Origin of the sequence: Pseudomonas sp. NPDC090755 (genome assembly GCF_044769005.1) — a bacterium.
Lineage (GTDB): Bacteria > Pseudomonadota > Gammaproteobacteria > Pseudomonadales > Pseudomonadaceae > Aquipseudomonas.
This window is the reverse complement of record NZ_JBIVXC010000001.1, coordinates 169989-193498: the sequence shown is the minus strand read 5'-3', so window position 1 is coordinate 193498 and position 23510 is coordinate 169989. Positions and strand designations below refer to the sequence as shown.

21 protein-coding genes are annotated in these 23510 nt (G+C 62.8%); 9 read left to right on the top strand and 12 right to left on the bottom strand.

Features of this window, described 5'->3' with window-relative positions; translation table 11 throughout:
- Positions 1–35: 35 nt before the first annotated feature.
- The 5 genes from pstB to ACIQUS_RS00895 form a co-directional block, all read right to left on the bottom strand.
- Positions 36–869, bottom strand: coding sequence for a phosphate ABC transporter ATP-binding protein PstB (gene pstB, locus ACIQUS_RS00915; protein WP_403041681.1), 834 nt, complete (start codon positions 867–869; stop codon positions 36–38).
- Positions 870–955: 86 nt separating this feature from the next.
- Positions 956–2626, bottom strand: a complete 1671-nt coding sequence (gene pstA / locus ACIQUS_RS00910) for a phosphate ABC transporter permease PstA (protein ID WP_403041677.1) — start codon at positions 2624–2626, stop codon at positions 956–958.
- 17 nt (positions 2627–2643) lie between these two features.
- Entirely contained in the window at positions 2644–4932 is a 2289-nt protein-coding gene (locus ACIQUS_RS00905; RefSeq protein WP_403041675.1) for an ABC transporter permease subunit, read from the bottom strand.
- A 139-nt stretch (positions 4933–5071) separates the two neighbouring features.
- Entirely contained in the window at positions 5072–6070 is a 999-nt protein-coding gene (locus ACIQUS_RS00900) for a phosphate ABC transporter substrate-binding protein PstS (protein WP_403041673.1), read from the bottom strand.
- A 162-nt stretch (positions 6071–6232) separates the two neighbouring features.
- Positions 6233–7522: an MFS transporter gene (locus ACIQUS_RS00895; RefSeq protein ID WP_403041670.1), complete on the bottom strand. Its 1290-nt coding sequence runs from the start codon at positions 7520–7522 to the stop codon at positions 6233–6235.
- Positions 7523–7894: 372 nt separating this feature from the next.
- On the opposite strand from ACIQUS_RS00895, the gene ACIQUS_RS00890 reads away from it, so the two are divergent.
- Positions 7895–8296 (top strand): acyl-CoA thioesterase, encoded by a 402-nt coding sequence (locus ACIQUS_RS00890; RefSeq protein ID WP_009402429.1) that lies wholly within the window; start codon positions 7895–7897, stop codon positions 8294–8296.
- Positions 8297–8368: 72 nt separating this feature from the next.
- The gene (locus ACIQUS_RS00885) at positions 8369–9265 is read left to right on the top strand and encodes a D-hexose-6-phosphate mutarotase (protein WP_403041668.1); all 897 of its coding nucleotides are present in this window, start codon (positions 8369–8371) and stop codon (positions 9263–9265) included.
- Positions 9266–9411: 146 nt separating this feature from the next.
- On the opposite strand, the gene ACIQUS_RS00880 is transcribed toward ACIQUS_RS00885, so the two are convergent.
- From ACIQUS_RS00880 to ACIQUS_RS00860, 5 genes are all read right to left on the bottom strand, one after another.
- Entirely contained in the window at positions 9412–9945 is a 534-nt protein-coding gene (locus ACIQUS_RS00880; RefSeq protein WP_403041665.1) for a DUF3299 domain-containing protein, read from the bottom strand.
- Positions 9946–9989: 44 nt separating this feature from the next.
- A complete protein-coding gene (locus ACIQUS_RS00875) occupies positions 9990–10235 on the bottom strand; it encodes a GlsB/YeaQ/YmgE family stress response membrane protein (RefSeq protein WP_403041662.1) in 246 nt (81 codons plus the stop codon).
- An 81-nt stretch (positions 10236–10316) separates the two neighbouring features.
- Positions 10317–11399 carry a 5-(carboxyamino)imidazole ribonucleotide synthase gene (locus tag ACIQUS_RS00870; RefSeq protein ID WP_403041659.1) on the bottom strand — a complete coding sequence of 361 codons (1083 nt, stop codon included), beginning with the start codon at positions 11397–11399 and terminating at the stop codon, positions 10317–10319.
- 10 nt (positions 11400–11409) lie between these two features.
- Complete coding sequence (gene purE / locus ACIQUS_RS00865; protein ID WP_285865065.1) at positions 11410–11901, bottom strand: 5-(carboxyamino)imidazole ribonucleotide mutase; 492 nt, start codon at positions 11899–11901, stop codon at positions 11410–11412.
- 200 nt (positions 11902–12101) lie between these two features.
- Positions 12102–13010 carry a LysR substrate-binding domain-containing protein gene (locus tag ACIQUS_RS00860; RefSeq protein WP_403041656.1) on the bottom strand — a complete coding sequence of 303 codons (909 nt, stop codon included), beginning with the start codon at positions 13008–13010 and terminating at the stop codon, positions 12102–12104.
- Positions 13011–13189: 179 nt separating this feature from the next.
- Here ACIQUS_RS00860 and aspA point away from each other — a divergent pair, with 179 nt between their 5' ends.
- From aspA to ACIQUS_RS00840, 4 genes are all read left to right on the top strand, one after another.
- Positions 13190–14614 (top strand): aspartate ammonia-lyase, encoded by a 1425-nt coding sequence (gene aspA / locus ACIQUS_RS00855; protein WP_403041653.1) that lies wholly within the window; start codon positions 13190–13192, stop codon positions 14612–14614.
- Positions 14615–14838: 224 nt separating this feature from the next.
- Positions 14839–15831, top strand: a complete 993-nt coding sequence (locus ACIQUS_RS00850; protein ID WP_403041649.1) for an AraC family transcriptional regulator — start codon at positions 14839–14841, stop codon at positions 15829–15831.
- A 126-nt stretch (positions 15832–15957) separates the two neighbouring features.
- Positions 15958–17004, top strand: coding sequence for a histone deacetylase family protein (locus tag ACIQUS_RS00845; protein ID WP_403041646.1), 1047 nt, complete (start codon positions 15958–15960; stop codon positions 17002–17004).
- Positions 17001–18101 (top strand): polyamine ABC transporter substrate-binding protein, encoded by a 1101-nt coding sequence (locus ACIQUS_RS00840; protein ID WP_403041644.1) that lies wholly within the window; start codon positions 17001–17003, stop codon positions 18099–18101. The genes ACIQUS_RS00845 and ACIQUS_RS00840 overlap by 4 nt, the downstream gene beginning before the upstream one ends.
- 3 nt (positions 18102–18104) lie before the next feature.
- Here ACIQUS_RS00840 and ACIQUS_RS00835 read toward each other — a convergent pair whose 3' ends face one another.
- Positions 18105–19634: a PLP-dependent aminotransferase family protein gene (locus ACIQUS_RS00835; RefSeq protein ID WP_403041642.1), complete on the bottom strand. Its 1530-nt coding sequence runs from the start codon at positions 19632–19634 to the stop codon at positions 18105–18107.
- 91 nt (positions 19635–19725) lie between these two features.
- Between ACIQUS_RS00835 and ACIQUS_RS00830 the strand changes: the two genes are divergently transcribed.
- Genes ACIQUS_RS00830 through ACIQUS_RS00820 form a run of 3 tightly spaced genes read left to right on the top strand, consistent with a single transcriptional unit; the run spans position 19726 to position 21502 of the window.
- Positions 19726–20355: an FMN-binding negative transcriptional regulator gene (locus ACIQUS_RS00830; RefSeq protein ID WP_403041639.1), complete on the top strand. Its 630-nt coding sequence runs from the start codon at positions 19726–19728 to the stop codon at positions 20353–20355.
- A 12-nt stretch (positions 20356–20367) separates the two neighbouring features.
- Positions 20368–20814 carry a GNAT family N-acetyltransferase gene (locus tag ACIQUS_RS00825; protein WP_403041636.1) on the top strand — a complete coding sequence of 149 codons (447 nt, stop codon included), beginning with the start codon at positions 20368–20370 and terminating at the stop codon, positions 20812–20814.
- Positions 20815–20830: 16 nt separating this feature from the next.
- The gene (locus tag ACIQUS_RS00820; protein ID WP_403041633.1) at positions 20831–21502 is read left to right on the top strand and encodes a GNAT family N-acetyltransferase; all 672 of its coding nucleotides are present in this window, start codon (positions 20831–20833) and stop codon (positions 21500–21502) included.
- A gap of 197 nt (positions 21503–21699) precedes the next feature.
- Here ACIQUS_RS00820 and oadA read toward each other — a convergent pair whose 3' ends face one another.
- Entirely contained in the window at positions 21700–23508 is a 1809-nt protein-coding gene (gene oadA, locus ACIQUS_RS00815; protein ID WP_403041630.1) for a sodium-extruding oxaloacetate decarboxylase subunit alpha, read from the bottom strand.
- Positions 23509–23510 lie beyond the last annotated feature (2 nt).

The following is a 23510-nucleotide window of genomic DNA, read 5'->3' as shown; positions in this document are numbered from 1 at the left end:
GTAAGTGCGGTCAGGCGGCGTTCAGTCGTCGAATCCTAGCCATACCGACCGGTAATGTAATCTTCGGTCTGCTTCTTCGCCGGGTTGGTGAACAGGGTGTCGGTGTCACCGAACTCGATCAGCTTGCCCATGTACATGAACGCGGTGTAGTCGGAAACCCGCGCCGCCTGTTGCATGTTGTGGGTCACGATGACGATGGTGTACTTGGATTTCAGTTCGTAGATCAGCTCTTCGACCTTCAGCGTCGAGATCGGGTCGAGTGCCGAACACGGCTCGTCGAGCAGCAGTACTTCCGGCTCAACGGCGATGGTGCGGGCAATCACCAGACGCTGCTGCTGACCACCGGACAGGCCCAGTGCCGACTCGTGCAGGCGGTCCTTGACCTCGTCCCACAGGGCCGCGCCCTTGAGTGCCCACTCCACGGCCTCATCGAGCACCCGCTTCTTGTTGATGCCCTGGATGCGCAGGCCGTAGACCACGTTTTCATAGATGGTCTTGGGGAACGGGTTGGGCTTCTGGAACACCATGCCGACCCGGCGACGCAGCTCGGCCACGTCTTCGCCCTTGCGGTAGATGTTGTTGCCGTACAGGTTGATCGCACCCTCGACACGGCAGCCGTCAACCAGGTCGTTCATGCGGTTGAAGGTCCGCAGCAGGGTCGACTTGCCGCAGCCGGACGGGCCGATGAAGGCGGTCACGCGCTGCTTGGGGATATTCATGCTGACGTCGAACAGGGCTTGTTTCTCGCCGTAGTACAGGCTCAGGCCCGGCACTTCGATGGCCACGGTTTCTTCAGCCAGACGCAGGCTCTGCTTGTCGCGACCCAGGGCCGACATATCGATGCCGTGGGCGTGGGATTCATGCTGCATGGTCAGACTCCATACGCTATCTATTTCGTTTCATCGAACCGCCCGGCACAACACACGGGCGGCACTTGCAATAAGGGGTGTATCGATCAGCTATCCAGCGCCTTGTACTTCTCGCGCAGGTGGTTACGAATCCATACCGCCGAGAGGTTGAGGGTGGCGATCACCAGCACCAGCAGCAGCGCGGTGGCGTACACCAAAGGCCGCGCGGCCTCGACGTTGGGGCTCTGGAAGCCGACGTCGTAGATGTGGAAGCCCAGGTGCATGATCTTCTGGTCCAGGTGCAGGTACGGGTAGTTGCCATCCACCGGCAGCGACGGCGCCAGTTTCACCACACCCACCAGCATCAGCGGCGCCACTTCACCGGCGGCGCGGGCCACCGCGAGAATCATGCCGGTCATCATCGCCGGGCTGGCCATGGGCAGGACGATCTTCCACAGGGTCTCGGCCTTGGTCGCACCCAGGGCCAGGGAGCCTTCGCGGACAGTACGCGGGATACGCGCCAGGCCTTCTTCGGTGGCCACGATCACCACCGGTACCGCCAGCAGCGCCAGGGTCAGCGAGGCCCAGAGCAGGCCCGGGGTACCCAGGGTCGGCGCCGGCAAGGCTTCGGGGAAGAACAGGCGGTCGAGCGAGCCACCCAGCACATAGACGAAGAAGCCCAGGCCGAACACGCCGTAGACGATCGCCGGTACACCGGCCAGGTTGTTCACGGCGATACGGATCAGCCGGGTGACCGGGCCCTGGCGTGCATACTCACGCAGGTACACCGCCGCCAGCACACCGAACGGGGTGACGATCACGGCCATGATCAGGGTCATCATCACGGTACCGAAGATGGCCGGGAAGATCCCGCCTTCGGTGTTGGCTTCACGCGGGTCGTCGCTGAGGAACTCCCAGACCTTGGCGAAGTACACACCCAGTTTGGTGAAGGTGCCCATGGCATTCGGCTGGTAGGCGTGGACCACCTTTTCCAGGTTGATCTCGACCTCACGGCCGTTGCCATCCTTGGCCACCAGGCTATCGCGGCTGAACTCCTGGTGCAGGTTGCCCAGACGCTCTTCGATAGCCTTGTAGCGGTTGTTCAGCTCGGCGCGCTCGGCTTCGATGTCAGCCTGGGCCGCAGCGTCCAGCTTGCCTTGCAGTTCCAGCTTGCGGCCTTGCAGGCGCAGGCGCTCGAGGCCATGGTTGATGGCACCGATCTCTTTCTTCTCCAGGGCCTGCAGTTCGCCCGCCAGCTTCTCGGTACGCTTCAGGCGGGTCTGCAGCTCGGCCCAGGCAGCCTGGCCTTCGGCGACCACCTTGCCGTTTTCCTTGACGCTGACCAGGTAGCCGTAGAAGTTGCCCCACTCACGACGCTCCAGGGCGATCAGGTCGACCGGTGTCTGCTGGTCGGTCAGCCATTCGCCAACCACCCAGGTGAAGTCGCTGCCGTTGAGGTCGCGGTTACCGACCTTGATCAGCTCGCGGGTCATGAACTCCGGGCCTTCGTCAGGCACCGGCAGACCGGCACCTTTCAGACGCGCACGGGGCACCTCTTCCTTCTGCACCAGCTCACCGACCACGATGTGGCTGGGCTGACCAGGCACGTTGTAGTTGGCCTGGATCAGGTCGGCCGGCCAGAAGTGGCCCAGGCCGCGCACGGCAATCACAGCGAGCAGGCCAACGGTCATGATAACCGCGATGGCGACCGCGCCACCGCTGATCCAGACACCGGGGGCGCCGCTCTTGAACCAGCTTTTGAGGGAATCCTTTTTCACGGATCGCTACCTTTCTATCAAAGCGACGAGTATTTCTTGCGCAGACGCTGGCGAATCAGCTCGGCCAAGGTGTTCATCACGAAGGTGAACATCAGCAGCACCAGCGCGGCGAGGAACAGCACGCGGTAGTGGCTGCCACCGACTTCCGACTCAGGCATCTCCACTGCAACGTTGGCAGCCAGGGTGCGCATGCCTTCGAACAGGTTCAGCTCCATCACCGGGGTGTTGCCGGTGGCCATCAGCACGATCATGGTTTCACCCACCGCACGGCCCATACCGATCATCAGCGCCGAGAAAATGCCCGGGCTGGCGGTCAGGATGACCACGCGGGTCAGGGTCTGCCACGGGGTCGCGCCCAGGGCCAGGGAGCCCAGGGTCAGGCTGCGCGGCACGCTGAACACGGCATCTTCGGCAATCGAGTAGATGTTCGGGATCACCGCGAAGCCCATGGCGATACCCACTACCAGGGCGTTGCGCTGGTCGTAGGTGATACCCAGGTCATTGGTGATCCACAGGCGCATGTCACCGCCGAAGAACCAGGCCTCCAGCAACGGGCTCATGTACAGGGCGAACCAGCCGGTCAGCAGGATCACCGGGATCAGGATCGCTGCTTCCCAGCCATCCGGAACCCGCAGGCGGATCGACTCGGGCAGGCGGCTCCAGGTGAAGCCGGCGACCAGAATGCCGATCGGCATCAGCAGGAAGAGGCTGAACACACCCGGCAGGTGGCCTTCAAGGTACGGTGCCAGGAACAGGCCGGCGAAGAAGCCGAGGATCACCGTCGGCATCGCTTCCATCAGCTCGATCACCGGCTTGACCTTGCGGCGCATGCCGGGGGCCATGAAGTAGGCGGTGTAGATGGCCGCGGCAATGGCCAGCGGCGCCGCCAGGATCATGGCGTAGAACGCCGCCTTCAAGGTACCGAAGGTCAGTGGCGACAGACTCAGCTTGGGTTCGAAGTCGGTGTTGGAGGCGGTCGACTGCCAGACGTACTTCGGCTCGTCGTAGTTCTCGTACCAGACCTTGCTCCACAGCGCGCTCCAGGACACTTCCGGGTGCGGGTTCTTCAGGCTCAGCGGCACCAGCTTGCCGCCTTGTTCGATGATGATGCGGTTGGCACGCGGCGACAGCGCCAGTACACCAGCGCCTTCGGCGACCGGCTCTACCAGCAGGGTACGGTGTGCGGTGCTGTGGAACACGCCGAGCTCACCGCTGGCGTCCAGGGCGACAAAGCCCTTGCGACGCTCTTCGGCGTCGATCTGCACGATCGGCGTCTTGCCCATCTGGAATTCGCGGATGCGCTTGAAGCGCTGCTCGCCATCCGGGTCGCGGGCCATGAACCATTGGGCCAGGCCACCCTTGGAGTCACCGATGATCAGCGAGATACCACCCACCAGCTGGGTGCTGGCAGTGATTTCGGCATTGCCGTCGTCGAGCAGTTTGTAGCGACCGTTGAGGCTCTTGTCACGCAGGCTGAAGACATCCGCCTGGGCCCGGCCATTGATGACATACAGCCACTGCTGGCGCGGATCGATGAAGATCGCCTTCACCGGCTCGGTCATCTGCGGCAGGTCGATACGGTTCTGCTCGCTGGTGACCTCGCCGGTCATCATGTTTTCTTCGCGGCTCAGCGACAGCACCTGCAGGTGCGCGCCGGTGGAGCCCGCCACCACCAGGGTTTCGCCATTCACGTTGAGGCTGACATGCTCCAGCGCACGGCCCTGGTCATCCAGGCTGAACGGCTCCTGGCCATAGGGGAAGTCGATGGCCGGGGTGATGGTTTTCTTGTTGTCCGGGTAGGTGATCTTGTAGCTGTGGCTGAACGCCAGCGCCTGGCCGTTGGACAGGCCCAGCACCACCAGCGGGTTGCCTGGCTGGTCGGCGCCAATGGAGGTCACCTGGGTGCCCGCCGGCAACGGCAGGTCGACACGCTTGAGCTCGGCACCGGTCTTGGTGTCGAAGAACAGGGCCTGGCCCTTGTCGGACACACGCATACCGACCAGGTTCTGCTCTTCCAGGGCGATCATCAGTGGCTTGCCGGCATCCTGGGACAGCCAGGTCGGCTCCAGCGCCTTCTTGCTGGTCAGCGTGGCGCCCTGGAACAGGGGCACGACCACGTAGGCCAGGTAGAAGAAGATCAGGGTGATCGCCGCCAGCACGGCAAGCCCGCCCACCAGTACATACCAGCGGGTCAGGCGATCCTTGAGCGCACGCATGCGCCGCTTGCGTTGCAGTTCGGGCGTATTGAAGTCAATCCGCACGGGGGGAGAATTTTGGGTCATTGTGGAGTTGGCCAGATCATTCATGCGCACACCCTAGCGGTCCCGTATGACAAAAACATGACAATGCAGTGACGCAAAAAAGCCCGCCGCTCAGAGGTCCTGGCAGCGGACTCGCAATTTGTGGTGGAACCGGGTCATTGACCAGGCCCCACCGAACGTTCAATTACTTCTTTGCAACGTTGCCGTTGTGCTCCAGGCCCAGGTCAGCCAAGGCTTTGGCAGCTACTTTGGCCGGCAGCGGGATGTAACCATCCTTCACGACAACCTGCTGGCCTGCTTGCGACAGAACCAGTTTGACGAACTCGGCTTCCAGCGGGGCCAGGGGCTTGTTCGGCGCCTTGTTGACGTAGACGTACAGGAAGCGCGACAGCGGGTAGGTGCCGTTCAGGGCGTTGGCTTCGTTGTCTTCAACGAAAGCACCGCCATCTTTCTTGGCCAGAGGCACGGTCTTGACGCTGGCGGTCTTGTAGCCGATGCCCGAGTAACCGATGCCGTTCAGCGAGCTGCTGATCGACTGCACGACCGATGCCGAGCCAGGTTGTTCGTTGACGTTAGGCTTGAAGTCGCCTTTGCACAGGGCTTCTTCCTTGAAGTAGCCGTAGGTGCCGGATACCGAGTTGCGGCCGAACAGCTGAACCGGCTTGTTGGCCAGGTCGCCGGTTACACCCAGGTCGCCCCAGGTTTTCACGTCGGCTTTGCCACCGCACAGGCGGGTGGAGGAGAAAATCGCATCGACCTGAGCCATGGTCAGGCCCTTGATCGGGTTGTCCTTGTGGACGAAGACGGCCAGGGCGTCGACGGCAACCGGGATAGCGGTTGGCTTGTAGCCGTACTTCTGCTCGAACGCCTGCAGCTCGACGTCCTTCATCTTGCGGCTCATCGGGCCGAGGTTGGCGGTGCCTTCGGTCAGCGCGGGTGGCGCGGTGGAGGAGCCGGCAGCCTGGATCTGGATGTTTACGTTCGGGTATTCCTTCTTGTAGGCCTCGGCCCACAGAGTCATCAGGTTCGCCAGGGTATCGGAACCGACGCTGGAGAGGTTGCCCGACACACCGGTGGTCTTGGCGTAGGTCGGAATAGCAGGGTCAACAGCGGCAACCGCATTGGCGGTGGCAACGCCAGCGGCGACGAACGTCAGGGCCGCCATCAAACGCTTCAGTTTCATGCCTTACTCCTAGCAGGAATTGGGGTGAGATGGATCGGGCCCAAGTATCTGCAGGCCGTATGAACACTCTATGAATCGAATGTGACAATTAGATGAAAGGCCATCACCGAATAACGGTGATGGCCTTTTCAAAATGTTGCGAGGGCGTGAAGCAGAGGGCTTTCAGCGCTTTTTAGCCAACAGGTAGCAGCCGACCAGCAGACCAATGGTGCAGATCCCGGCAACGTAGTAGGCCGGTGCCATGGGGCTGAACTTGAGCAATGCAGTCACCACCATCGGGGTCAGACCACCGAAGATGGCGTAGGCCAGGTTGTAGGAGAACGACAGGCCGCTGAAACGGACTACAGGCGGGAAAGCCTTGACCATGACGTAAGGCACGGCACCGACGATGCCGACACACAGGCCAGTCAGGGCATACAGCGGGAACAGCCACTCGGGGTGGGTCGGCAGGGTGTGGTAGAAGGTCCAGGACGAGGCCAGCAGCAACAGGCTGCCAACGATGAACACCCGCCCGGCGCCCAGGCGATCAGCCAGCGTACCGGTGGCGATGCAGCCCAGGCTAAGCAGTACGATCGCCAGGCTGTTGGCCTTGAGCGAGTCGGTCGGGCTGACCTGGTAAAGACTCTGCAGCAATGCCGGAGTCATCAGGATCACCACCACGATGCCGGCCGACAGCAGCCAGGTCAGCAGCATTGAAATGACGATGGCGCCGCGGTGATCGCGCAGCACCGCGCGAAGTGGCACTTCCTCGGCCAGGGCCTTGCGCGCCTGCATTTCGGCGAATACCGGGGTCTCGTGCAACCAGCGACGCAGGTACACCGCGAACAGGCCGAACACCCCGCCCAGCAGGAAGGGAACGCGCCAGGCGTAGTCGGCGACCTCTTGCGGGGTGTAGACGGTGTTGATCAGGGTCGCCACCAGCGAACCGAGCAGGATCCCGGAGGTCAGCCCTGCCGTCAGGGTGCCACAGGCGTAACCGGTATTGCGCGCCGGCACATGCTCGGACACGAACACCCAGGCACCCGGCACTTCACCGCCAATGGCGGCGCCCTGGATCACTCGCATCAGCAACAGCAGGATCGGCGCCCACAGGCCGATCTGCGCATAGGTCGGCAGCAAGCCCATGATCAGGGTGGGCACGGCCATCATGAAGATGCTCAGGGTGAACATCTTCTTGCGTCCCAGCAGGTCGCCGAAGTGGGCCATGATGATCCCGCCCAGGGGCCGCGCCAGGTAGCCGGCGGCAAAAATGCCAAACGTTTGCATCAAACGTAGCCATTCCGGCATGTCGACGGGGAAGAACAACTTGCCGACCACGGTGGCGAAAAACACGAAAATGATGAAATCGTAGAACTCCAGCGCGCCGCCCAGGGCGGAAAGCGACAGGGTCTTGTAATCACTGCGGGTCAACGGCCTTGAAGATTGCGCGATACTGCCGGGCACGGAGGTCATAGGTATCTCTTATTGGAATTGCTTTATTGAGACTACAGGCCGCTTGCGACGGGGCTTTGGGCCTGGGAAGCCTCGAACGATAGCAAATTGCTGGAAAAAGCACATGGCGTACAGATTCAATACAAGTATTCATGACTGCATGGTCGTCGCTACGCCTTCGGCTCTATATACTGGCCGCCTGTAGGAAGGGCTTGGGCCTTTTGAAGGATGTTGTGCGAAAACGCCGCTAGGTATGCTTAGTCGGTTTCGCAGAGTTTCCCTTCGCCGCCTGGCAAAGCGAAAGCAGCGTAGAATAGTTGTGCTGAATCGTTTTTCGAGGCGTCTGTCTTAGCGCCAACCAACGAAGCGTCACGGGTCAGAGGCACCCCCGGCATGATTGAACTCGAACAAGAAGATCCTATCCCGCAAGGCGACCTGGCCTTGCAGATCACCGCATTGCCGCGTGAAACCAACGGTTTCGGCGATATCTTCGGCGGCTGGCTGGTCGCCCAGATGGACTTGGCCGGCACCGCCATGGCCAGCCGTGTCGCCGGTGGCCGAGTGGCCACGGTGGCCATTGATCGCATGGCGTTCCTGGTCCCGGTGGCCGTTGGCGCCCAGTTGTCCTTCTATACCCAGACCCTGGAAATCGGCCGCAGCTCGATCCAGATGATGGTCGAGGTGTGGAGCGACGATCCGCTGTCCAGCGAATGGCGCAAGGTCACCGAAGCGGTGTTTGTCTTCGTTGCCATCGATGGCAGTGGCCGCACGCGCTCGGTTCCTCCTCGTCGCTGAGACACCGGCGCGGTAAACTCGTGGGTCTGCAAGCGGTCAAAGATCGTATGGCAAATCAACGAGATAATGCGCATGTCCACACCCCAGGTCGTAACCGAACTGCACGGCGAACTCAACTGCTGGCGCATCACCACTGACAGCGCCGAGCTGCTGGTCGCCCAGCAGGGCGCGCAAGTGTTGAGCTATCAGCGCGTGGGTGAACCGCCGCTGCTGTGGCTCAGCGAGCAGGCCATCTTCAAGCAGGGTAAATCCGTGCGCGCCGGTGTTCCGGTGTGTTGGCCCTGGTTCGGCCAGCTGGCACGCAACCCCGAGCCTGTCCAAACGATGTATCGCGGTGGCGAAGCACCGGCCCATGGGCTGGTGCGAGGCCGCGACTGGCAACTGTCGGAAATTTCCAGCGAAGGCGGCGCAGTGCGGGTCGACTTCACCCTGCCGGACACCCAGGGCGACCTGCCGGGCTGGCCGCACAATGTCGAGCTCAAGCTCTGCATCGTCATGGCCGAGCAGTTGAGCATCACCCTCACCAGCTACAACCTCGACAATGTCCCTGTCACCCTCAGCCAGGCACTGCATAGCTACTTTGCGGTCAGTGATGTGCGCCAGGTGCGCGTGGAGGGTGTCGCAGGCCTTGGCTATATCGAGACCCTGGCCAACTGGGAACAGCGTACACAGGCGGGTAGCCTGGGATTTGCCGGGGAAACCGACCGGATCTACCTGCAGGCCCCTGAACAGCTGAGCATTGTCGACCCGGCCTGGAACCGGCGCATCCAGCTGACGGCCAGTGGTTCACGCTCGGCAGTGATCTGGAACCCCTGGACCGATCGCGCCGCCGAGCTGCCGGACATGGCCGACGATGGCTGGCAACGCATGCTGTGTATCGAAACCGCGAACGTCTGGGACGATGTGGTGACGCTGGCGCCAGGTGCAACGCACAAGCTTGAGGTTCAGATCGGCAGCCTGAGCCTCTAGGCACTGTGGGAGCAACTGTCTTTGTGGGAGCTGGCGGAGCCTGCGATCGACTGCGCAGCAGTCGCAATCCGGCCACCTCGTTGGCGCAGGTGTACTGAAGCGGTCGCCGCACGGACCTCATCGCCGGCGATGCCGGCTCCCACAGGCTACAAGTCGCCTTCCTCCACCACCTTCACCTTCGCCGCATCCAGGGCGTAGGCGGCATCGGCCAGGTCGTTGCTGACCTTCTCGATCTTCAGGGTGCCGGTGACCCACAGCGGCGTGTAGATATCGTCCAGCTTCAGGCCATGGGGATAACGCACCAGCACCAGCTGGTTCGGCGGTGGCGGTGGCACGTGGATGCAGGCGCCCGGATAAGGTACGAGGAAGAACAGCGTGCTGTTGCCCTTGGCATCGCTTTCCAGCGGCACCGGGTAGCCACCCAGGCGAATGTGCTTGCCGTTCATGGCCGCCACGGTCTTGCTCGAATACATCACCGCCGGCAGGCCCTTGCTCTGCTTCAGGCCACCCTTTTCGGTAAAGGTGCCCGTGGCTTCCGGGGAGTTGTGGTCGATTTCAGGCATCAGCTCCAGGGCTTTCTGGTCCGACTTGGGCATCAACTCCAACCAGTCGGTTTCCGCCAGCTCGGCGCGAGCCAGGCTGCTGATCAACAACAGGGAAAGCAGTAATACACGGCGCATGAAAATGCTCGGCAACGAAAATTGCCGAGCATTTTAGCCTGCTGTCAGTTCTTTTTGACCAGACCGTAGATCACCAGAAGGACGACCGCGCCCACCAGCGCGCCAAGGAATCCCGCGCCCTGCCCGGCCTGGTAGATGCCCAGCGCCTGGCCGCCGTAGGTCGCGGCGAGCGAGCCGGCAATGCCCAGCAGAATGGTCATGATCCAGCCCATACTGTCGTCGCCGGGCTTGATGAAGCGTGCCAGCAGACCGACGATCAGGCCGATGAAGATGGTTCCAATGATGCCCATGGCAATCCCTCTGAATGGAATGACGCATGCCAAAGCCTAGTCAGCGCTTTGGCATCCCGCCATTCAGAGGGACAGCAAGGATCAGCCCTCGATCAGGGCTTCGACCTGCTGGATCTTCTGTTCCAGGGCCGCCATGTCGGCGCAGCGCAGGGTGGCGTGGCCGACCTTGCGTCCGGCCTTGAACGCCTTGCCGTAGTGGTGCAGGTGGCATTCGTCGATAGCCACGACCTTTTCCACCGCCGGTACGCTGCCGATGAAGTTGAGCATGGCGCTTTCACCGACCTTGGCGGTCGAGCCCAGCGGCAGGCCGGCAACGGCGCGCAGGTGGTTCTCGAACTGGCTGCATTCGGCGCCTTCGATGGTCCAGTGCCCGGAGTTGTGTACACGCGGTGCGATTTCGTTGGCTTTCAGGCCGCCATCGACTTCGAAGAACTCGAACGCCAGCACGCCGACATAATCCAGTTGCTTGAGCACACGGCCTGCATAGTCTTCGGCCAAGCCCTGGAGCATGTGGTCTTCGCTGGCCACCGACAGGCGCAGGATGCCGCTCTCATGGGTGTTGTGCACCAGCGGGTAGAAGCGGGTCTCGCCATCACGGGCACGCACAGCGATCAGCGACACTTCGCCGGTGAACGGCACGAAGCCTTCCAGCAAGCATGGCACGCTGCCCAGTTCAGCGAAGGTACCTACAACATCCTCGGCAGTTCGCAGCACTTTCTGCCCTTTTCCGTCATAACCCAGGGTGCGGGTCTTGAGCACGGCTGGCAGGCCGATGCTGGCCACGGCAGCGTCCAGGTCGGCTTGCGACTGAATGTCGGCGAAGGATGGCGTCGGAATGCCCAGGTCCTTGAACATGCTCTTCTCGAACCAGCGGTCACGCGCGATGCGCAGGGACTCGGCACTCGGGTAGACCGGCACGAACTGGGACAGGAAGGCGACGGTTTCAGCCGGCACGCTTTCGAACTCGAAGGTCACCAGGTCGACTTCGTCGGCCAGCTGGCGCAGGTGGTCCTGGTCGCCGTAGTCGGCCCGCAGGTGCTCGCCCAGAGGCGCCGCGCACGCGTCCGGCGCCGGGTCCAGGAAAGCGAAGTTCATGCCCAGCGGGGTTCCTGCCAGGGCCAACATGCGACCCAGCTGGCCGCCACCGATTACACCGATTTTCATGCTTTTGACCTCAGGCCTGGCGCGGATCTGGATTGTCCAGAACGTTGTCTGTCTGCTCGGTGCGGAACTGCTTGAGCACCGCATGGAACTGCGGGTGCTTGGCGCCCAGGATGCTCGCCGAGAGCAGCGCGGCGTTGATCGCGCCGGCCTTGCCGATGGCCAGGGTGGCAACCGGAATACCGGCCGGCATCTGCACGATCGACAGCAGCGAGTCGACACCGGAGAGCATCGACGACTGCACTGGTACGCCGAGCACCGGCAGGTGGGTCTTGGCGGCGCACATGCCTGGCAGGTGGGCAGCGCCACCAGCACCGGCGATGATCACCTCGATGCCACGGCCTTCGGCCTCTTCGGCATACTGGAACAGCAGGTCCGGGGTGCGATGGGCGGAAACCACCTTGACCTCGTAGGGAATGCCGAGTTTTTCCAGCATATCGGCGGTGTGGCTAAGGGTGGACCAATCGGACTTGGAGCCCATGATCACGCCAACCAGTGCACTCATCGTCGAGCCTCTTCTCTTGGGCGCCCGCAGGCGCGTCAAAAAACAACAAGCCACGCGGGACGACCGGCGTGGCTTGTTATGCGAATTAGGGTCGGGAAAACCGACCGAAGGCCGCGCAGTATACCGCAAAGCGGTGCGTTTAATGCACCCCGACGACCAACTGTCGCCCTTATTTTTCGGGGCTTTGGCTGACTTTCGGGTCAAGCCGGTGCGGCAGGCCCACCTTCCAGCTTGCGCCAGAGCAATCGCACGTTGGCCTTGCGCACCAACGCACAGCGATACAGGCGGATTTCCAGCGGCACGTGCCACTGGCTGCCGCCACAGATCACCAGCTCGCCACGCTCCAGCTCCGCCCGTGCCGACAGGCGCGGCACCCAGGCAATGCCCAGGCCTTCCAGGGCCATGCTCTTGAGGCTGTCGGCCATGGCCGTCTCGTAGACCGTGGTGTAGCGCAGGTTGCGCTGGCGCACCAGAAGGTTGACCGAGCGACCGAGGAAGGCACCGGCGCTATAGGCCAGCAACGGCACGCTGCCCTCGCCTTCAAGATCGAACAAGGGCTTGCCATCGGCATCGGCCGCGCACACCGGCAGCATCTCGGTATGGCCCATGTGCAGCGAAGGGAAGATCTCTGCGTCCATCTGCAAGGCCGCATCCGGATCGTAGAAGGCCAGCATCAGGTCGCAGCCACCTTCACGCAGGGCATGCACCGCATCGCCGACGTTGGTCGCCACCAGCCGGGTGGCGATGTTCAGGCCATCGTTGCGTAGCTGGGCAATCCAGCGCGGGAAGAACCCCAGGGCCAGGGAGTGCGCCGCCGCCACCTGGATCACCTCGCCCTGCCCGCCTTCCAGGTGATGCAAATGACGCAACACCTCGCCCAGTTGATCGACCACCGTACGCGCCGTGACCAGGAACAACTGGCCGGCCGCCGTCAGTTCGATCGGAGTGCGCGAGCGGTTGACCAGGGTCAGCCCCAACGCCGCCTCAAGGCTGCGGATGCGGCGGCTGAAGGCCGGCTGGGTCACGAAGCGGCGTTCGGCGGCCTGGGAAAAGCTGCGGGTCGCGGCCAGGGCACTGAAGTCTTCCAGCCACTTGCTTTCGAGGTTCATCACTCATCTCCCGGCATGCACCAAAATGGTACACGCTCGAATGTCAATCGGCGTCACATCAATCATTATGCCGTTTGTGCATAGGTTAGCGTGCAACAGCATTGGCCGCAAAATCGGCGCAGGCCTAGGATTGGCGCCATTCCGGCATGTGCCGGGCCAAACTCGAGATGATATTTATCATGTCCGCTGCTGCATCGTTCCGCGTCGAAAAAGACCTGCTTGGCACCCTTGAAGTCCCGGCTGATGCCTACTACGGCATCCAGACCCTGCGCGCTGCCAACAACTTCCACCTCTCCGGTGTTCCGCTGTCGCACTACCCGAAGCTGGTCGTGGCCCTGGCCATGGTCAAGCAGGCCGCTGCCGACGCCAACCGTGAGCTGGGTCACCTGAGCGATGCCAAGCACGCTGCAATCAGCGAGGCCTGTGCCCGCCTGATCCGCGGCGACTTCCACGAGCAGTTCGTGGTCGACATGATTCAAGGCGGTGCTGGTACTTCTACCAACATGAACGCCAACGAAGTTATCGCCAACATCGCACTGGAGGCCATGGGCCACCAGAAAGGCGAGTACAAATACCTGCACCCGAACAACGACGTGAACATGGCGCAGTCGACCAACGACGCCTACCCGACCGCGATCCGCCTGGGTCTGCTGCTCGGTCACGACGCCCTGCTGGCCAGCCTCGACAGCCTGATCCAGGCCTTCGCTGCCAAAGGCAAGGAATTCGACCACGTACTGAAGATGGGTCGTACCCAGCTGCAGGACGCCGTGCCGATGACCCTGGGCCAGGAATTCCGCGCCTTCGCCACCACCATGACCGAAGACCTGCAGCGCCTGCGCTCGCTGGCTCCGGAACTGCTGACCGAAATCAACCTGGGCGGTACCGCCATCGGCACCGGCATCAACGCCGACCCGGGCTACCAGGCCCTGGCCGTACAGCGCCTGGCAACCATCAGCGGCCAGCCGCTGGTACCGGCTGCCGACCTGATCGAAGCTACCTCCGACATGGGCGCCTTCGTGCTGTTCTCCGGCATGCTCAAGCGTACCGCGGTCAAGCTGTCGAAGATCTGCAACGACCTGCGCCTGCTGTCCAGCGGTCCACGCACCGGCATCAACGAAATCAACCTGCCAGCGCGTCAGCCAGGCAGCTCGATCATGCCAGGCAAGGTCAACCCGGTAATCCCGGAAGCCGTCAACCAGGTGGCCTTCGCCATCATGGGCAACGACCTGGCCCTGACCGTCGCCGCCGAAGGTGGCCAGCTGCAGCTGAACGTGATGGAACCGCTGATCGCCTACAAGATCTTCGACTCGATCCGCCTGCTGCAACGCGCCATGGACATGCTGCGCGAGCACTGCATCGTCGGCATCACCGCCAACGAACAGCGCTGCCGTGAACTGGTCGAACACTCGATCGGCCTGGTCACCGCCCTGAACCCGTACATCGGCTACGAAAACGCTACCCGTATCGCTGCCATCGCCCTGGAAAGTGGCCGTGGCGTGCTGGAACTGGTCCGCGAGGAAGGCCTGCTGGACGAAGCGATGCTCAACGACATCCTGCGTCCGGAAAACATGATTGCTCCGCGTCTGGTGCCGCTGAAGGCGTAACCGATGCTGTAACACCGCTCACCAGGTCGAGGGACTAGACACCTCTCACCTTTTGAGGGCCCAGGGATCAGATCCCCGGGCCCTTTTTTTATGCGTGAGAGCGGGCTTGCCCCGCGATGCGGCATGACTGACCGACCGCAATCGCGGGGCAAGCCCGCTCCTACCCACGCGCCAAGGCATGCTTATTGCTCGATATTGGTCAGCCCAACAGCCGGAAACCGAGCATGCTCCACTCACACCTCACCACGCTGAACGCCGTATCCCTGGTGTTGCAGGCCTTCCAGGACCAAGGCATCGATGCCGGCGAACTGCTCGAAGGCAGCGGCATCAGCCCGGCCGACCTGGGCCGCGCCGACTCGCGCATCACCACCCGCCAGGAACTGCAGGTGTGCGCCAACGCGGTAGCCCGGCGCCGTGAGGTGGGCCTGGAACTGGGCCGGCGCATGCATGTTTCCTGCTACGGCATGCTCGGTTACGCCCTGCTCTCCAGTGCCACCTTAGGTGACGCTTTGCGCCTGGCCATGCAGTATCCGGCGCTACTGGGAACGCTTTTCCAACTGCGCCTGATCGACGATGGCGAGCGCGTCTGGTTCAGCGCTGGCGACTACGACGAGGACCCAAAACTTGCGGCATTCAACGCCGAGTTCTGCCTGACCTCGTTGAAGGTCATCTGCGACGACCTGCTGGGCCAGTCGCTACCGCTGTTGGCCGCCCGCTTCGCCCACGGCGCGCCAGACTATCACCCGCTCTACGCCCAGACCTTCGACTGCCCGCTGGCGTTCGGCGCGCTCGACAATGCCTTTGCCTTCGATCGCCGCTGGCTGAACACTCCGCTGCCGCTGGCCGACCGGATCACCCACAGGGCCATGAGCGAACGCTGTCGTCGGCAGAACCTGGAGTTCACCGGTCGCCAGGCGTGGCTGGGAAGGATTCGCCAGCTGCTGCTCGATCAGCTGGACGCCGCACCCGGGCTGGAGGGCCTGGCCCGGCAGATGAACTGCTCATCGCGCACCCTGCGCCGACACCTGCAGGAACTGGGCAGCAGCTACCAGCAATTGCTCGACGAATTGCGCTTCGAGCGGGCCAAGCAGTTGCTGGCCGAAGACCAGTTGCCGATCTACCGCATCGCCGAGCAACTGGGCTTCAGTGAAACCGCCAGCTTCCGCCATGCCTTTTTGCGCTGGAGCGGCGTGGCCCCGAGTCATTTCCGCGCCTGAGCCGGGCGGGGCGAAATCCGGACAGCCAGGTTGGCCATATCGATCCCCTTTTGGCCGCATCCACCGTTCTGCCCCGGGGCGTGCCCATCAACAATGGAGGCACGCCAGTTACCCGGAGAACAATAAATGCTGACGATCTATTCCGATGACCACCGCCTGCACCACGGCCGCTGCGAGCTGATCGACGGGCAACTGATGCCCTGCTTTGAAATGCCCTCGCGCGCCGACCATGTGCTGGAGCGGGTCAAAAGCGTTGGCCTGGGCCCGGTGCAGGCGCCTGTGGACCACGGTCGCGCGCCTATCCTGCGGGTGCACAGCGCGGACTACCTGGACTTCTTCGAAGGTGCCTGGCGTCGTTGGGCCGAACTTGGCCACGAGGGCGACCTGCTGCCCTTCACCTGGCCCGCGCGCACCCTGCGCAGCGTCAAACCCAGCGGCCTGCATGGCGAACTGGGCTACTACAGCTTCGATGCCGGGGCGCCCATTACGGCCGGCACCTGGAAAGCCGCCTACAGCGCCGCCCAGGTCGCCCTCACCGCCCAGTCCGCCATGCAGGCCGGCGCCTACAGCGCCTTCGCCCTGTGCCGTCCACCTGGACACCATGCCGCCAGCGACGTCATGGGTGGCTACTGCTACCTGAACAATGCCGCCATCGCCGCCCAGGCCTTCCTCGACCAGGGCCGCAGCAAGGTCGCGATCCTCGATGTCGACTACCACCACGGCAACGGCACCCAGGAGATCTTCTACCAGCGCAGCGACGTGTTCTTCGCCTCGATCCATGGCGACCCACAGGCCGAATTCCCGTTCTTCCTCGGTTATGCCGACGAAGCAGGCGAAGGCCCGGGCCTGGGCTTCAACGCCAACTACCCGTTGCCCGCCGGCAGCGACTGGCCGACCTGGAACAATGCCCTGAACGATGCCTGCGAGCGCATCGCCGACTATGCACCGGATGTGCTGGTGGTGTCCCTGGGGGTCGATACCTTCAAGGATGACCCGATCTCGCAGTTCAAGCTGGACAGCCCCGACTATCTTCAGATGGGTGAACGTATCGCCCGTATCGGCAAGCCGACGCTGTTCGTCATGGAGGGCGGGTACGCCGTCGAGGAAATCGGCATCAACGCGGTGAACGTACTTGAAGGTTTCGAACGCGCCCAACAGGAAGCCCAAGCATGACCCGACTCAAGCGCCTGCTCGCCCCCCTGCTCTGCAGCACCCTGCTCGCCGGTAGCCTCGAGGCTGCCGAGCAACGCACCCTGCGTGTCTACAACTGGTTCGACTACATCACCCCACAGACCCTGGTGGATTTCCAGAAAGACAGCCAGGTCAAGCTGATCTACGACATCTTCGACACCAATGAGGCACTGGAAGCCAAGCTGCTGACCGGCAACTCCGGCTATGACGTGGTGGTGCCCTCCAACGTGTTCCTGGCCAAGCAGATCGAAGCCGGGGTGTTCCAGCCGCTGGATCGCAGCAAACTGCCGAACTGGCAGCACCTGGACCCCAAGCTGATGAAGCTGATCGAAGCCAACGACCCCGGCAACAAGTTCGCCGTGCCCTATATGTACGGCACCGTGCTGATCGGCTTCAACCCGGCCAAGGTCAAGGCGGTGCTGGGTGACAATGCCCCCGTCGACAGCTGGGACCTGATCTTCAAGGAAGAAAACATCGCCAAGCTCAAGCAGTGCGGCGTGGCCCTGCTCGACTCGCCGTCGGAGATCCTGCCGCTGGCCCTGCAGTACCTGGGCCTGCCACCCAACAGCGACAAGCCGGCCGACTACAAGAAAGCCGAAGAGCTGATGCTCAAGATCCGCCCCCATGTCACCTACTTCCACTCCTCCAAATACATGGCCGACATCGCCAACGGCGAAATCTGCGTCGCCGTCGGCTACTCGGGCAGCTTCTCCCAGGCTGCCAACCGGGCAATCGAGGCGAAGAACGGTGTGGTGGTGGACATGCGCTTGCCCAAGGAAGGCGCGCCGATCTGGTTCGACATGCTGGCGATCCCCAAAGGTGCCGCCAACCCGGAAGATGCCTACACCTTTATCAACTACCTGCTACAGCCCAAGGTCATCGCTCCCATCAGCGACTTTGTCGGCTATCCGAACCCGAACAAGGACGCCACGGAGATGGTTGCCCCGGCGATTCGCAACAACCCCAACCTGTACCCCACCGAAGCGGCCATGGCCAAGCTGTACACCTTGCAGCCACTGGCCCGTGACGCCGAACGTGCGCGGACCCGGGCCTGGACCAAGATCAAGGCCGGGACCTGACCCTCAGTCACGCCAGGCACGCCGCAGGCGTGCCAGGGCGTCGGCTATCCGGGCTTCGTCCACCGCGGCGAAGCCCAGCACCAGCCCGGCCCGCTTATCCACAGGGGTGGGTGAATCCGGCAACCAGTAATCGCTCAGGGCATTGAGTTCGACACCGACGGCCTCGGCGCGAACGATCAACTCCTGCTCGCGGGCATAACTGTCCACATCGACCTTCACATGCAGCCCCGCCGCCACCTCTGGCAAAGAGCCGAGGCCGGGGATATCCACAGGCCAGCCTGCCTGCAGGGCATTGCGCCGGTTCAGGGCCGCGCGCCGCACGCGACGGATATGACGCTGGAAATGCCCTTTGGCCATGAATTCGGCCATCACCGCCTGGGTACCGACCTCCGAGTGCCTGACCGCCAGCGCCCGGCAGCGGGAGAATGCCTGCACCAGGGGCTGCGGCAGCACCAGGTAACCCAGGCGCAAGGCCGGGAAGGCGATCTTGCCGAAGGTCCCGATGTACAACACCCGTCCGCTGCGATCCAGGGCCGCCAGCGGCGCCAGCGGCGCACCGCTGTAGCGGTACTCGCCGTCGTAGTCATCCTCGATGATCCAGCCGTCCTTGTGCTGCGCCCATGCCAGCAGCTCCAGGCGCCGGGCCAGGCTCATGGTGACGCCGGTGGGATACTGGTGCGAAGGGGTCACGTAACAGAGGCGGCAGTCGGGCAACCCATTGAGCGCCGAGCAGTCCAGGCCCTCGTTATCCACAGCCACGGGATGAACCTGGGCACCGGTCAGGGCGAAGGCATTGCCGGCGGCGCGGTAACCCGGGTTTTCCACAGCCACGCCTTCACCCGGCTCCAGCAGCAACTGTGCACAAAGGCTTATCGCCTGCTGCGCTCCACTGGTGATCACTATTTGTTCAGCCGTGCAGGAAAGCCCACGTGATCGGCGCAGATAAGTGGCGATCAATTCACGAAGTTGCGGTTCGCCCGCAGGATCGCCGTAACCCAGGGTGGCAGGATCGGGATTGCGCCAGAAACCCGCCTGCAGCTTGGCCCAGACATCGAAAGGGAACAGATCGAGCGCCGGTAAACCGACGCGAAACGCACGCGGAGGGCCGCTTTTGGGGGCGGGCAAATGGTGCTTTTCCAAGCGCTCCAGAGGGCCGCTGTGGATAACTTTACTGGATATAACCTCAGCACTATCGACTGATTTTGTGGATAACCCTGTGGGTAAACCCAGGGATAACCCTGTGGACACTTTTGTGGATAGTTTAGGCAGCTGGCTGACGTAGGTCCCGTCCCCTACCCGGCTTTCGATGAAGCCTTCGGCATAGAGCTGGTCATAGGCCCGCACCACACTGTTGCGCGATACGGCCAGCGCGGCGGCCATGTCACGACTGGCCGGCAACCGTGTACCACTGTCCAGGCGCCCGTCCAGCACCCGCATACGCAGGGCCTGGTAGAGCTGCCGGCTCAGGCCCTGACGGCGGTCGAGGACAATACCCGTAGGATCGAATGACCAGGTCAAAGGACGCTCGCTCATCACCAATGGACCTCTCAAATTAGCCACAAATGGCTCTTACCATGAACCAATAGCCTGCCTAGGATTGAACCATTCGCCAAGGACAATCCTCATGTTCACACCTTCGAGCTACAAGGAAACCGACCTCGAACGCCTGCAGGGGCAGATCGAGCAAACCCGCCTGGCCGTGCTGGTGACTCACGGTGAGTCGGGCCTGCAGGCCAGTCACCTGCCCCTGCTGCTGGATCGCAGCCAAGGCAGCAACGGCACCCTCTACGGCCACTTCGCCCGCGCCAACCGCCAATGGCAGGACCTGGCCAACGGCGCCGAAGCCCTGGTGGTGTTCTCAGGTCCCGATGCCTACGTCAGCGCGGGCTACTATCCAAGCAAGGCCGACGACCCGCGCACCGTGCCCACCTGGAACTACGTGGCCGTGCATGCCTGGGGCAAGGCCGAGGTCTATCACGATGCCGAGCGCCTGCTGGAGATCGTCCGGCGCCTGAGCGATCGCCATGAGCAAGGCCAGGCCAAACCCTGGTCGGTGGATGAGGCACCCGCCGACTACATGGCCGGCATGCTCAAGGCCATTGTCGGTTTTGCCCTGCCCATCGAGCGCTTGCAAGGCACCCGCAAACTCAGCCAGAACCGTTCGGCCATCGATATCGAAGGCGTGCGCACCCGCCTGAGCGACAGCCCCGATCCCCTGGATAACCAACTGGCCGCATTGATGCGCCAACCCTGAAAGGAAACTGCCATGCCGACCGTAACGATCCGCCCTGTCACCGCCGACGACCACAGCGATTGGCTGCCGTTGTGGCAGGCCTATCAACGTTTCTACGAAACCCGTATTGCCGATGAGGTCACTGCCGAGGCCTGGCGGCGCATGCTCGATCACAGCGAGCCGACCAATGCCGCGCTGGCCTGGGTCGATGGCAAGGCGGTGGGTATGGTCCACTGGATCTACCACCGCTCCAACTGGAGCATCGAAGACTCCTGCTACCTGCAGGACCTCTACGTGAACAGCGAGCAACGCGGTCTGGGCGTGGGCCGCCAGCTGATCGAACATGTCTACGATACCGCGCGCAAGGCCGGCTGCGCCAAAGTGCACTGGTTGACCCATGAAACCAATGCCACCGCGATCAGCCTCTATGAGCAGGTCGCCGAACGGCCTGGCTTCATCCAGTTCCGCAAACCGCTTTGAGCCCAGGAGCCTTTACATGAGTGCAACCTTGAACTGGCGTGCGGCCAAACGCCCGCAACCGACCACCTTGACCGGGCGTTTCATCCGCCTGGAAAAACTCGATCCCCGGCGTGACCGCGAAGACCTCTGGGAGGTGTTCCAGGGCGTCGGGGCCGACACGAAACTCTGGGACTACCTGGCATACGGACCTTTCACCGAACGGGAAGATTTCGACCACTGGCTCGATAGCAACGCGGCCAGCAGCGACCCGCTGTTCTACAGCGTCATCGATCTGGCCAGCGGCCAGGCCCAGGGTATTCTCAGCCTGATGTCCATCGTCCCGGACCAGGGCCGCATCGAAATCGGCCACATCGCTTTCGGCGCCGCCATGCAGCGCACGCCCAAGGGCACCGAAGCGGTCTATCTGCTAGGCAAGCTGGCGTTCGAACTGGGCAATCGGCGCCTGGAGTGGAAATGCAACGATGCCAATGCCCGCTCCAAGCGTGCCGCGTTGCGCTTCGGTTTCACCTTTGAAGGGGTGTTTCGCAAGCATATGGTGATCAAGGACAGGAACCGCGACACAGCCTGGTTCTCGATTACCGATGAGGAGTGGCCGGCGATTGCGGCGGGGTTCGAGCACTGGTTGTCGGCAGAGAACCAGCAGCCACAGGGGCAAGTACATACGCTCGAGGCTTGTCGAGCGCGATAGTCCTGGTCCGTTTCTGTAGCCGCTGCCGCCAGGCTGCGATCGGCCGTGAAACGGCCGCAAAACCGGCTTGCGCCTGCTGCGCAGGCGATCGCAGCCTCGTTCCTCGGCAGCGGCTACACAGGCAGTGCAGGCCCCTTAAAAAAAAGGGGAGCATACGCTCCCCAGAGGTTAACCGCTTGTAGATGAGGGCCTGAAAATCAGCCCTCGATCTCGATCAGGATTTCACCCGGGTTGACCCGGTCGCCCTTGGCCACGTGGATGGCAGTGACCTTGCCGGCGATGGCCGCCTGCACTTCGGTCTCCATCTTCATGGCTTCGGTGATCAGCACCGGCTGGCCGGCCTTGACCTGGTCGCCTTCCTTGACCAGCACATCGACGATGTTGCCCGGCATGGTGGTGCTGATATGGCCTGGTGCACTGGCCTGCTTGCGCTTGCTGCCGCCACCGCCGACGAATTCGTTGAGCGGCTCGAACACCACTTCTTCCGGCATGCCGTCGATGGACAGGTAGAAGTGACGCTTGCCTTCGGTCTTGACGCCAACACCGGTGATGTCGACGCGGTAGGTTTCGCCGTGGACGTCGATGACGAACTCGGTCGGCACGCCTTCGCCACTCGCCGAGGCCACCTTGCCCGCTTCCGGGATCGGCAGCAGCACTTCAGGGGTCAGGGTGCCCGCTTCGCGCTCCTCGAGGAACTTGCGCCCGATGTCCGGGAACATGGCGAAGGTCAGCACGTCTTCTTCCGACTTGGCCAGGTTGCCGATATCGGCACGCAGCTTGGCCATTTCCGGCTTCAGCAGGTCGGCCGGACGCACGTCGATGACCTCCTCACTGCCGATGGCCTGGCGACGCAGTTGCTCGTCGACCACACCCGGAGCCTTGCCGTAGCCACCTTGCAGGTACAGCTTCACCTCGTTGGTGATGGTCTTGTAGCGCTCGCCGGCCAGGACGTTGAAGAAGGCCTGGGTACCGACGATCTGCGAGGTCGGGGTGACCAGCGGCGGGAAGCCGAGGTCTTCACGCACGCGAGGAATCTCGGCCAGCACTTCGCTCATGCGATTGAGCGCGCCCTGCTCCTTGAGCTGGTTGGCCAGGTTGGAAATCATTCCGCCAGGCACCTGGTTCACTTGAACGCGGGTGTCGACGGAGGTGAATTCGCTTTCGAACTGGTGGTACTTCTTGCGCACGGCGTAGAAGTACAGGCCGATTTCCTGCAGCAGCTCCAGGTCCAGGCCGGTGTCGAACTCGCTGCCCTTGAGGGCGGCGACCATCGACTCGGTACCCGGATGGCTGGTACCCCAGGCGAAGCTGGAGATGGCGGTGTCGATGTGGTCGGCACCGTTCTCGACCGCCTTGAGCTGGCACATGGCAGCCAGGCCTGCGGTGTCGTGGGAGTGGATGAACACCGGCAGCGACTGCTCGGCCTTCAGCGCCTTGACCAGTTCACCGGTGGCATACGGGGTCAGCAGGCCGGCCATGTCCTTGATCGCCACCGAGTCGCATCCCATGGCTTCCATCTGCTTGGCCTGGGCCACGAAGGCGTCGATGGTGTGCACCGGGCTGGTGGTGTAGGCGATGGTACCCTGGGCGTGCTTGCCGGCGGCCTTCACCGCCTCGATGGCCACGCGCAGGTTACGCACATCGTTCATAGCGTCGAAGATACGGAACACATCGATGCCGTTGACCGCAGCCTTGGCGACGAAGGCTTTGACCACGTCGTCGCTGTAGTGGCGGTAGCCGAGCAGGTTCTGGCCGCGCAGGAGCATCTGCAGGCGAGTGTTGGGCAGGGCCGCACGCAGTTTGCGCAGGCGCTCCCACGGGTCTTCCTTGAGGAAGCGCACGCAGGCGTCGAAGGTGGCGCCGCCCCAGACTTCCAGCGACCAGTAGCCGACCTTGTCGAGCTTGTCGCAGATCGGCAGCATGTCTTCGGTACGCATGCGGGTGGCCAGCAGGGACTGGTGGGCGTCGCGCAGGATTGTGTCGGTTACAAAGATTTTCTTGGACATTA